The organism is Synechococcus sp. H55.11, assembly GCF_047462475.1.
Taxonomy (GTDB): Bacteria; Cyanobacteriota; Cyanobacteriia; order Thermostichales; family Thermostichaceae; genus Thermostichus.
This window is the reverse complement of sequence record NZ_JANSJI010000123.1, coordinates 1-10,521: the sequence shown is the minus strand read 5'-3', so window position 1 is coordinate 10,521 and position 10,521 is coordinate 1. Positions and strand designations below refer to the sequence as shown.

General features: G+C 60.8%; 9 protein-coding genes. 4 read left to right on the top strand and 5 right to left on the bottom strand.

Annotated features, from left to right (window positions below; translation table 11 throughout):
• Positions 1-255 precede the first annotated feature (255 nt).
• Complete coding sequence (gene fba / locus NW853_RS05345) at positions 256-1,335, bottom strand: class II fructose-bisphosphate aldolase (protein ID WP_414332418.1); 1,080 nt, start codon at positions 1,333-1,335, stop codon at positions 256-258.
• Positions 1,336-1,744: 409 nt separating this feature from the next.
• Here fba and NW853_RS05340 point away from each other — a divergent pair, with 409 nt between their 5' ends.
• Positions 1,745-2,326 carry a hypothetical protein gene (locus NW853_RS05340; protein WP_414332420.1) on the top strand — a complete coding sequence of 194 codons (582 nt, stop codon included), beginning with the start codon at positions 1,745-1,747 and terminating at the stop codon, positions 2,324-2,326.
• 47 nt (positions 2,327-2,373) lie between these two features.
• On the opposite strand, the gene murI is transcribed toward NW853_RS05340, so the two are convergent.
• Together murI and NW853_RS05330 are read right to left on the bottom strand one after the other, a co-directional pair.
• Complete coding sequence (gene murI / locus NW853_RS05335) at positions 2,374-3,240, bottom strand: glutamate racemase (RefSeq protein WP_414332422.1); 867 nt, start codon at positions 3,238-3,240, stop codon at positions 2,374-2,376.
• Between the two features lie 104 nt (positions 3,241-3,344).
• The gene (locus tag NW853_RS05330; RefSeq protein WP_414348201.1) at positions 3,345-5,171 is read right to left on the bottom strand and encodes an N-acetylmuramoyl-L-alanine amidase; all 1,827 of its coding nucleotides are present in this window, start codon (positions 5,169-5,171) and stop codon (positions 3,345-3,347) included.
• Between the two features lie 150 nt (positions 5,172-5,321).
• On the opposite strand from NW853_RS05330, the gene NW853_RS05325 reads away from it, so the two are divergent.
• From NW853_RS05325 to NW853_RS05315, 3 genes are all read left to right on the top strand, one after another.
• Positions 5,322-6,440 (top strand): hypothetical protein, encoded by a 1,119-nt coding sequence (locus NW853_RS05325; protein ID WP_414332426.1) that lies wholly within the window; start codon positions 5,322-5,324, stop codon positions 6,438-6,440.
• A 220-nt stretch (positions 6,441-6,660) separates the two neighbouring features.
• Positions 6,661-7,266, top strand: a complete 606-nt coding sequence (gene cbiT / locus NW853_RS05320; protein ID WP_414332428.1) for a precorrin-6Y C5,15-methyltransferase subunit CbiT — start codon at positions 6,661-6,663, stop codon at positions 7,264-7,266.
• 193 nt (positions 7,267-7,459) lie between these two features.
• Positions 7,460-7,684 carry a hypothetical protein gene (locus NW853_RS05315; protein WP_414332430.1) on the top strand — a complete coding sequence of 75 codons (225 nt, stop codon included), beginning with the start codon at positions 7,460-7,462 and terminating at the stop codon, positions 7,682-7,684.
• 276 nt (positions 7,685-7,960) lie between these two features.
• Here the strand turns inward: NW853_RS05315 and menB are convergent, their stop codons facing one another.
• Complete coding sequence (gene menB / locus NW853_RS05310; protein ID WP_414332432.1) at positions 7,961-8,785, bottom strand: 1,4-dihydroxy-2-naphthoyl-CoA synthase; 825 nt, start codon at positions 8,783-8,785, stop codon at positions 7,961-7,963.
• 49 nt (positions 8,786-8,834) lie between these two features.
• A complete protein-coding gene (cobA, locus tag NW853_RS05305) occupies positions 8,835-10,334 on the bottom strand; it encodes a uroporphyrinogen-III C-methyltransferase (protein ID WP_414348198.1) in 1,500 nt (499 codons plus the stop codon).
• Between the last annotated feature and the right edge of the window lie 187 nt (positions 10,335-10,521).

Genomic DNA, 10,521 nt, shown 5'->3' with positions numbered 1-10,521 from the left:
ATCAACGAGCTGCTCTTTCAGCGGCGCTACTCTGAGGCCGACCTGGAAATGCTGGATCGCCTGACTTTGGCGTTGCTGAACCAGCAAATCGAAGCGGACAAACCTTCTGTAGCAAAAGCTGCCTGACCGCCAAAACGCATCAAGTTCCTCCAAAGCAACAGGGGATCCTCTGCGGATCCCCTTACCTGTCGATTGAGCTAGAGTCTCCTCAGCAAACGCCGAGGAGTTCTGGGCTGCAGCGGCCGGGTGTGAGGGCTAGACCGCGACGGTCTTCTTCACCTGAGCTGCCAAAGCGCCAGAAGCATACTTGGCTGCCATCTCATCCAAGGTAACCACCGGAACCTTGGTGCCATGGCCGGCACAGCCGAAGGCGATGTAGCGCTCAGCGCACACTTTTTGCATTTCCTTAATAGAAGGCTTGAGGAAAGAGCGGGGATCAAAGTCTTTCGGATTTTCGGCCAGGGCGCGGCGCACGGCAGCCGTGATGGCCAGGCGGTTGTCGGTGTCGATGTTGACTTTGCGCACCCCGTTTTGGATGCCCCGCTGAATTTCTTCCAGCGGCACGCCGTAGGTCTCGGGGATGGAGCCGCCGTACTGGTTGATGATGTCGATCAACTCCTTAGGCACCGAGGAGGAACCGTGCATCACCAGGTGGGTGTTGGGCAGGCGGCGGTGGATCTCGGCGATGCGCTCCATGTCGAGAATGTCGCCGGTGGGCTTGCGGGAGAACTTATAGGCGCCGTGGCTGGTGCCAATGGCTACAGCCAGCGCATCCACCTGAGTTCGCTCCACAAAGTCCACCGCTTGGTCGGGGTCGGTGAGCAGTTGGTCGTGGCTGAGGGCCCCTTCAGCACCGTGACCATCTTCTGCTTCGCCACGGCCTGTCTCCAGGGATCCCAGGCAGCCCAGTTCCCCTTCCACGCTCACCCCAATTGCGTGGGCCACTTTCACCACTTCGGAGGTAACGGCCACGTTGTACTCGTAGCTGGCCGGCGTTTTGGCATCTTCTTTGAGGGAGCCATCCATCATGACGCTGGTGAAGCCGTTGCGGATGGCAGAGTAGCAGGTGGCGGGGCTGTTGCCGTGGTCTTGGTGCATGGCGACGGGAATGTGGGGGTAGGTCTCCACCGCCGCCAGGATCAGGTGGCGCAAAAAGTGCTCGCCCGCATACTTGCGTGCCCCTCGAGAGGCTTGCAGGATGACCGGACTGTTGGTTTCATGGGCAGCTTGCATGATCGCTTGGATCTGCTCCATGTTGTTGACGTTGAAAGCCGGAATGCCGTAGCCGTGTTCGGCGGCATGATCCAGCAGCGTCCGCATTGCAACGAGAGCCATCGGTTACCTCCTGAGGTGCTGACCTAATGCGTATAAGGTTTGCTTACCGTTGATCTTAAGATACTTTTTACGTTTTGGCGGATAAGCCGCCGGCGATCTGCGTATCTTGCCGAGGGATCTTTGCAACCATTGGCCGTGAGGCTCGCGCTCAGACGCAACAGGCCCACCAACCTCTCCAGATACAGTAGGAAAGGGCCGGGAGGGCAAGACTTTTCCCATCGAGGAAGGCTCTGCCCCTGCCTGACCATGTGTTCATATCGTTTCTGCATTGGTTGTCCGGAGGAATGAGAAGGTGCATTGCAATCCGCGGCCGGTCTTGGGCGCCAACCGAGGGAAGGCTCTATCCTGTGGGGGTAAACAACTGCCCTTGTCTCAAGGGAGAGGACTCCGACCCGCTAAGGCGATTGGTTTGGCCATAGCCTGCTGGGCGGCAGCGGGTCTTCGCTTGGCCGCTTGGGGGATCCCTGGGCAATCTCCGGATCAGGTGGCCGCCTGGGTGAGGGAGAATCCCGTGCTGCGGCCCCGTCCGGGCGAAACCCTGAACATCAACCGCGTGGAGCCGGATGGATCCCGGTTTACCTTTTTGGCCTCGGTGGCTCCGCCAGGACGGATCATCAACCCGCTGGATCGGGAGACGATTCGCTCGGAGCGCATGACCTTCTTTCGCCCACAAGGGCTGACGGCGGAAGATCTCTTTCAGGCGATTCGCGAGGTCTATGGGCCAGAGATTGCCGCCGATTTGGATCGGGCGGTGGAGGTGATCCGCTACCCGTCCCCAGAGGCCCTGGCGAATACTCCCGGCTATACCCTGGCCTTGGCCATTCAAGGCGTGGTGCTGCGGGGAAACCAATTCGTCTATTGGCTGGAGCTGACGCAAAACCCCGATGGCCGCGTGCAGCAAGGCCAGGTGTGGGTGTTTCAAGAGGAATGGCTGCCCAAGGTAGAAGGGGAGTTGGCGGAGCGCTTCCCCCTGCAGGTGATGACCCGTTGAGAACAAAGAGCCTGGTGCTCCCAGTCCTGAAGAGAAGGAGCGCCTGTTCAGGGGCGGCGGGAGCTGTTGACATCCAAGGCCGGCCATTCCACCCGTTCCACCTGGGGCCGAAAGCCCAGCCAAGGAGTGGCCAAGCGGGCAAATCGCTCTGGATCCCCGCTCACGCAGAAACGGTAGGGTTCCTCCTGGGCGGCGGCCGAGGGGCGGCGCAAGCCCCACAAGCTCAGTTCGCGGGCCAGGGATCGCACCAGCGCCACGCCGGGATCCACCCGTTTGACGGCTGGGGGCAGCAGGGATTTCAAGAGGGGATCCAGCAGCGGGTAGTGGGTGCAGCCGTAGACGAGGGTATCGATCCCCTGTTGCAACAGGGGCTGCAGGTAGCGTTCGGCCGCTTGCCGCAGGGCGGGGCCGTCCAACTGGCCGGCTTCGATGAGGGGGACGAACTCCGGGCAGGCCTGCTCCCAGCACTGGACAGGTTGGGGAAAACGCCTGCGATCCAGGGCGCTGTACTCCTGAATGGCCCTGGAGTAGGCGCGGCTTTTAACGGTGGCCGCCGTGGCAATCACCCCAATGCGGGATCCCTGAGACAAGGCCGCCTGGGCGCCCGGCAGGATCAGCCCCAGAATGGGCAGGGCGAACTCCTGCCGCACGTGTTCTAGGGCCAAAGCTGAGCTGGTATTGCAGGCCATCACCACCAGCTTCACCGGCTGCGCCTGCATCCACGTCAGAATTTGCCGCACAAAGGTCAAGATCTCCTCTGGGGAGCGTTCCCCATAGGGCAGCCGCGCCGTATCGGCAAAGTAGAGGAGCCGTTCCTGGGGGAGGCGGCGGCGCAAGGCTCGCCAAACCGTCAGCCCGCCCAAGCCACTGTCAAACACCCCAATTGGCCAACCGGGATCCGGATCCCAACGCATGCTCCGTTCTCCTCAACACCTTGGCTAAGCTGCTGTATCCTACCCTGCCTCTGAGGCTGTCGGCATCGCTTTCTGGCCCTCTCCCTGGGATCGGCTGCAGGACCTTAGCGGCTGCGCAGAAAGGCCTCAATGCCCTCGGCAATGGCCCGCGCCAAAATAGCCTGGTATTCGGCAGTAGCCAATTTTCGCCCTTCGGTTGGGTTGGTTACATAGCCCAACTCCAGCAGCACGGAAGGCATACCCACGGGCGTTTCCCGCACCATGAAAAAGCGGGCCCGTCGCACCCCCCGGTCGGCAGCGCCGGTGGCCCTCACCAAGCTGCGGTGCAGGATGGTGGCCAGCTCGGCGCTATCGGGCCGCAGGTAGTAGGTCTCGATGCCGTGGATGCCGGAGCGATCCAGGGCGTTGGCATGGATGCTCACCAATAGGGTAGCGTTGGCCTGAACGGCCATATCCACCCGCGGCTGCAGCAGCACTTCCCGGTCGTCGGTGCGAGTCATCACCACTCCATAGCCCCGCTCTTGCAGCAGTTGTCGTACCTGGAGGGAAACGGAGAGGACGATGTCCTTCTCCTGGATCCCATCCACTCCGATGGCGCCGGGATCCCGTCCGCCGTGTCCCGGATCGACGGCGATGACCGTCCGGCCCTGGGGTGGAGGAGGGGAAGCTTGGGCAGACGGTTGCCGCTGAGGTGTTGGCGGCGGGGCGTTGAGAGGCCGCAGCTCCAAGGTAATGCGGCGGGATCCCTGGCCGGGGTGGGGCTCAAACACATTGAACTCTTCGGCAGGTTGCACCAGAATGCTGACCGTGCGGGCATCTTCTTGCACAAAGCGGATCCGCTCCACCGGCCCCCCAACCGGCAAGCCGGGATCTGGCAAAGACTGGGGCAGGCGAGCCGGCGCCACGTTGATGCGGTAGCCGCCGCTTTCCGGATCCCAGCCGGCCCGGTAAAACAGGAACCCATCGGCGCTGATGATGAGCTGATTGCCCTGCAGCTCCACCGAGCGCAAGGTAGCCAGCGGCCCTTGGGGATCGCCCTGGCTGACCTCAGGCAAAAGGCTGGCCTGGTCAGCGCCACCGGCGGGCTGGATCCAGATCCCGCCCTGCTGCGGGTCGTAGCGGGCTTCCCAATCGCCACTCGAAGGATCCACATCCAACACCACCCGAGCAATCGTGGGCTCAAACTGCCCGATGCGCAGCCGCAAAACCCCCAGACGGTTGACGATGTAGGCTCGTTGGGTGAGGGCGGGGCTGAGGGTGGTGTTGAGAAAATCCACCACCACCCGATCCGGATCGAGGATGCGCCGCACCGTGGTGGCGGGGCTGCCCTGGGTGCGGATGAAAAAACCCTCCGCCTGCGGGGATACCCCCAAGATCTGATGGTCGGCACGGGAGGGAGCGGGGCTGCGGGGAGGTAGCGTCCGCGAAGGAGGGGGCGCAGGATCGCGGGGGCCAGGGGGAAACAGCGGGGCGGCAGGCGAGGGTTGGCCGGCCTGGAGGAATTGAACAGCCCAGCGGGAGGGGCCGGCGGTGAGCAGTTGCAGTTGGTTGAGGCTGAGAGGCTGATCCGGCTGCAGATACAGCACAAAGCGGGTGATGGTCTCTGTGAGCTGGCTGATCTGCAGGGAGGCAACACGGCCTGGGAAAGTCTGGGTTTGGGGATCCCGTCCATAGCGGGTGTTGGGAAAATCCAGAACAACCCGCGGCGGATTCTGGAGCACAAACAGGAAAGGCCGCACCTCGCCCTGGGTGTTGACTTCCAGCCGTCCCTGCTGCGGATCGTAGTACCAACGGTCGATGTGAGATAGACCTGGAGCCGTGGTTGCCTGAGCCCGGACAGGTTGAGGGAGAAACACGCCTGCTCCGGTTAAGCTCAACAGCAGCATCGCCCCCCATATCTGCCTTGACCCTGGCTTGTCCAATTCGGGCATGACCCTCCATCCACTCCGCACACCTGCTGCCCTCAACTATACCAACCTCCCCCGGGAGCGGCCTGAGAGGGAGCGCAATTTCGCTCTTGCTGGCGGGGTTGGGGGATGATGGGTTCGCTCCTTATTTTTGATTTTTGGAGGTATCCTGGGATGCCCAGCCCACCGGATCCCCTCACCCTAGCGCGAGCTGGGGACAGCCAATCGATTGTGCGGGTTGTGCGGCTGGAGCTGCTGCGGCGACGCTGGCCCGGACGGGTGAACTTTGCCGATGAAACCCTGCACATCCACCTCACCGGATCCCTGCCCCAACAGCCATCTCTGCTCGTTGCCCAACTGTTTTTGATGGTGCAGCAACTGCGGATCCCGCGGCTGAAGCAAGTGGAAATTTGTGCTTACCGCGGCTCCCAATTGCTCTGGCAGCGCAGCCTCAAGTTGGGATCCCAGCAGCGTTGGGATCGCTTTTCTTTCGATAGCTGGGCGGTCAATATCTGGGCTTATCCGGTTGCATTTGCAGTGGCCCTGCTGGTAAACAACGTTGGCTTGTTGCAGGTGTTGCATTTGCCTTTACACATCTGGATTCACGAGTTTGGCCATGCCACCATTGCCTGGTGGAGCGGACATCCAGCTTTGCCCCTGCCCTTTGGCTGGACCAGCATCAGCTCAAAAGAGGATCCCTTTGTATACTTTGGGATCCTTTTTTTGCTGGCTTTGCTGTTCCGGTCAGCCCGCAAGGAACGGATCCGATGGCTGCAGGCGTTGGCTATTTTTCTGGCCTTGTTGCAGTTTTATATGACTTGGCTGCTGCCCAATCGTACCAAAGAGCTGCTGATTACCTTTGGCGGCGTTGGCGGTGAGTTTTATCTCAGCACCTTTTTAATAGCCAGCTTTTATCTTCGCTTGCCGGATCGTTGGCGATGGGATTTTTGGCGATTCATAGTGTTGGGAATTGCAGCCAGCAGCCTATGGAAAAGCTTTTGGCAGTGGCACACTATCCAATTGGGCCTGAACCAGATCCCTTGGGGAACTCTGTTTGGCGGGCAAGGAGATGCCAGTGGGGATATGAACCGCCTAAACTACGAGTTTGGCTGGAGTACCGATCGAATTATCCAAACCTACACTTTTTTGGGAAATTTGTGTGCCTTAGTCGTATTGAGCCTCTATGTCATATTCCTATTGCGGGCAAACGATGAGATTTGGCTCTACCTGCGAGCAAGGCTCATCCTTTGGATGAATGGTTTGGGACACTTCGGCTCAGGCAAATGTCCTTAACAGCTTTTTCCAGCGTTATCTACTCCAGCCAAGGGAGCTACATCCCTCACCCCCAGCCCCTCTCCCTCTGGGAGGGGGGAGATCGACATAACGAGCCGTTTCATGGCTCTTGGAAATGGCCAGAACTTGATCGGATCCAGAAGGTGTTTTCAGACCGGCGATGGTCTGTCGAGCATTCGCTCTATGCTGAGGGATAGATGCACAGCAGCGGTGCCTTGCAATGTCAACCCCTTTCCCTTGGCCCTACCGCACCCCAGGGATCCCGGATTCTGCCTTTGAACGCATTCCAGGGATCCCGATGAGCCCTCGCGAGGTGCGCGTGTTGGTGCTGAGCCAGTTGCGCCTGGGAGAGAACCACTGCTTGTGGGATATTGGCGCCGGAACGGGCACGATTGCCATTGAAGCGGCTGTTCTGTGCCCCAAGGCTCGCGTGATCGCCATCGAGCGAGACGCAGAGGTGGTCAGCTTGATCGAGAGCAATTGTGAGAAATTTGGCCTCACCAACGTGCAAGTGATTCAAGGTACTGCCCCCGATTGTTTGCAACACCTTTCTCCTGCACCGGATCGCATCTGCATTGAGGGAGGCCATCCCCTACGGGAGATCCTGGAAGCCTGCTGGAGCCATCTCAATCCCAACGGACGGATCGTGGCGACAACCAACTCTTTGGATGGGCTCTACGGCCTCTCCGCTGGTCTGGCTGCTGTGCGGGCTCATCATGTGGAGGTCATTCAATCGGCGGTGAACCGTCTGGAACACCGCGGTCGGACTCAAATGTTGCTGCCGCTGGATCCCACTTTTGTTTTAAGCGGAGAAAAAATGAGCTAAGTTTTATATAACCTGTTTACATTTTTTGGTAAATCTTTTCTCAAAGCGACAGACAAAATTAGATAGGTTCATCTCAGCTATCCTGAACCAGTAAGAAGGATGGGCCCATTCCAAACCTTAAGCTATGCCAATATTTCTCGAACTCAAACTCAAATCTGCTCTTATACCAGATTAAGAGAGCTGGGAAACCCCAATGGCTATGGACCAATTCCAACACCCCTTTCAGGAGTCACGGGAAGTCAAGCTGCGGCAACTGTTGATTCGAGAGCGCTGGCCGGAAATGCTGAAGGGCTGCCGGGCTTGCATCCATTGGGACGACTTCAAGCGACCGGAATGCTGTGGTGACTGCGGCATTGGGGATCGGCGCAGACAAGAGATAGCCAGAGAGAGCCCGCCCAGCAAATCCTCAGGAACTTAGGGATCCCAGCCGCTGTTGTGGCTTGTAGTAACGAGCGCCTCTCCCAGGATAGCTATGTCGTGGATCCCTAGAAAGACCCTCTTGGCCCACCTCTCAGAAGCCCATCCCAGGCCACCTCAACAGCAGCACCGGGATCTCTGTAAAGCTTTATACCCAAAATTCAGCGGCAGGGTCGGAGACAACCCTCAAACCCTGATTTTTCCGCTGACCTGGTCAATCTTTTGCTGGATCTCGGCGGTCGCTTCCCTGCGGGGAAGTGGAATTCTATGGAAAGAACTAGGGCCGCCAGGGAAACTGGCGAAAGTTGGGAGGGCGCTTTTCCAAGAAGGCGCGTTTGCCCTCGGCAGCTTCCTCGGTCATGTAGTACAGCAGCGTCGCGTCCCCGGCCAGCTCCTGCAGCCCCATCTGGCCGTCGCAATCGGCGTTGAAAGCTGCTTTGAGGCAGCGGATGGCCAGGGGGCTGTGCTGGAGGATCTCCCGCGCCCAGCGGATCCCTTCTGCCTCCAGTTCCTCCACAGGCACCACCGCATTGACCAGGCCCATCTCCAGCGCCTGGGCGGCTGTGTACTGGCGGCAGAGAAACCAGATTTCGCGCGCCTTCTTTTGCCCCACCACCCGCGCCAGGTAGCTGGCCCCAAAGCCGCCGTCGAAGCTGCCCACCCGCGGCCCGGTTTGGCCAAAGATGGCGTTGTCGGCGGCAATGGTTAGATCGCAGACGAGATGCAAAACATGGCCCCCGCCAATGGCGTAGCCGGCCACCAGCGCAATCACCACTTTGGGCAAGGAGCGGATGATGCGCTGCAGATCCAGGACATTAAGACGCGGGATCCCGGCCTCGTCCAGGTAGCCGGCCTCCCCCCGCACGCTCTGATCCCCGCCGGCACAAAAGGCATATTTTCCATCCGTATGCGGCCCGGCGCCCGTCAAGAGCACGACTCCAATATTAGGATCCTCCCGCGCATCCAGAAAGGCGTCGATCATCTCGGCAACCGTCTTGGGGCGGAAGGCATTGCGTTTGTGGGGCCGGTTGAGGGTGATCTTGGCGATGCCGTCGGTTTTTTCGTAGAGGATGTCTTCGTAGAGCTTGGCCGTCTGCCACATGGTGTCTTGGGGGTTCCTTTTCTTTGCCAATCCCTGCCCATTATCCGCGCTAACCGTCTGCCTGAACGAGGGATCCCAACAGCCCTTCCAGGGTGTACTCCTGCGCCTCAACATCTACCCGCCCCAAGACCTGCCTGCAGGTTTCCGCGGTTTTGGGGCCGATAGCGGCAATCTGTACCGGCGGATCCCAGACTTCAGGGCCTAGCCCCGCCTGGCGCAGGAGATGGGCAAAATGCTGCACGGTTTTGGAGCTGGCAAAGGTGAGGATATCCACCTGGCGCTCTTTGAGGGCCTCGAGCACTTGGGGATCCGCTGCTGCCGGACAGGCCGACTGGTAGGCGGCCACCTCCACCACCTCGGCTCCGCGTTGCCGCAGCCCCTGCACCAGCTCCTCCCGTCCTCCGGATTCGACGCGGGGAAAGAGGATGCGCTGTCCCTGCACTGGCTCCGGCCAAATGGGCAGCAGGGCCTCGGCCACAAACTCAGAGGGCAGCAAATCTGGGCGGATGCCGTACTGGGCCAGTACCGCCGCCGTTTTGGATCCCACCACTGCCACCCGCACAGGGTGGAGCGCCCGGCTGTCTCGCCCCTGCTGCTGCAACCGCTCGAAAAAAGCCTGCACGCCGTTGGCCGAAGTCAGCAGCAGCCAATCGAATTTCTCCAGGTCGGCAATGGCTGCGTCCAAGGGATCCCAGCTTGTAGGCGGCTGGATGACCAGGGCGGGCATTTCCAGCACCCGCGCCCCCTGAGCCTGCAGCAGCTCGCGCCAAGCCGGCGACTGCCCCTCGGAACGGGTGACCAGCACCGTTTTGCCTGCCAAAGGAGCCGGTGGCGGTAACGGTGGGATCCCTGGCAAAAACTCCTGCCGCAGCCGCACCACCTCGCCCACCACCAGCAGGCCAGGCAGCTTTTCTGGCTCCAACCCTTCCCCCTGTTGCAGCTCTGCCAGGGTGCCCACCCAAACCTGCTGCTCCGCCTGCCCCGCCCCCCAGATCACGGCTACGGCTCGCTCCGGCGGGATCCCGGCTGCCACCAACTGGGCCGCAATCTGCTGCCGCTGCCGGGATCCCATCAAGATCACCAACGTATCCAACTGGGCCAGAGCGCCCCAGGGCAGGGGCTCCAGCTCATGGGCGGTCAGCACGGCAAAGGCGCGGCTCAAGTGCTTATCGGTCAGAGGGATCCCTGCCCACAAAGGGCCGGCCAGGGCCGACGACAGACCTGGCCAGATCTCAAACGGGCAGCCCGCCTCCCGCAGGGCCTGCACCTCCTCGCGGGCACGGCCAAAGAGCAAGGGATCCCCCGCCTTGAGGTGAACCACCTGCTTCCCTTCCCGGCAGCGCTGGATGAGCCAGCGGATGCCCTCCTGCAAGCTCGCTGCTTCGGAACGTCGCCACACCTGCGCCTGGGGGGGCAACTCCGCCAACAAGCGCTCGTCCACCAGCTCATCCACCCAAACGGCCTCAGCCCGCCGCAAGATCTCCAGCACCCCTTGCGTCAGGCCGTCCCGCCCACCCAGCCCCGCCCCCACCAGATACACCTTGCCCATGCCGCACCCCTTCTCTTGCCCTCTACCTGTTGATCCTGCCGCAAAAGCGGGATCCCGCTCCCTTTGCAACTGTAGTCATTTCAAATAGCAACGAAGCGTTTCTCTACGTCGTCATTGACGTCGTTATTGCTCCGCAACGCTGTCGCGAACGCGCCGCTCTAACTCCCCTCTCCCTCTGGGAGAGGGG

Excerpts from the sequence above, each read along its gene's own strand:
- fba (WP_414332418.1), bottom strand. The coding sequence starts at position 1,335 with ATGGCTCTCGTTGCAATGCGGACGCTGCTGGATCATGCCGCCGAACAC.
- murI (WP_414332422.1), bottom strand. The coding sequence starts at position 3,240 with ATGCGTTGGGATCCGGATCCCGGTTGGCCAATTGGGGTGTTTGACAGT.
- NW853_RS05330 (WP_414348201.1), bottom strand. The coding sequence starts at position 5,171 with ATGCCCGAATTGGACAAGCCAGGGTCAAGGCAGATATGGGGGGCGATG.
- NW853_RS05325 (WP_414332426.1), top strand. The coding sequence starts at position 5,322 with ATGCCCAGCCCACCGGATCCCCTCACCCTAGCGCGAGCTGGGGACAGC.
- cbiT (WP_414332428.1), top strand. The coding sequence starts at position 6,661 with ATGTCAACCCCTTTCCCTTGGCCCTACCGCACCCCAGGGATCCCGGAT.
- NW853_RS05315 (WP_414332430.1), top strand. The coding sequence starts at position 7,460 with ATGGCTATGGACCAATTCCAACACCCCTTTCAGGAGTCACGGGAAGTC.
- menB (WP_414332432.1), bottom strand. The coding sequence starts at position 8,785 with ATGTGGCAGACGGCCAAGCTCTACGAAGACATCCTCTACGAAAAAACC.
- cobA (WP_414348198.1), bottom strand. The coding sequence starts at position 10,334 with ATGGGCAAGGTGTATCTGGTGGGGGCGGGGCTGGGTGGGCGGGACGGC.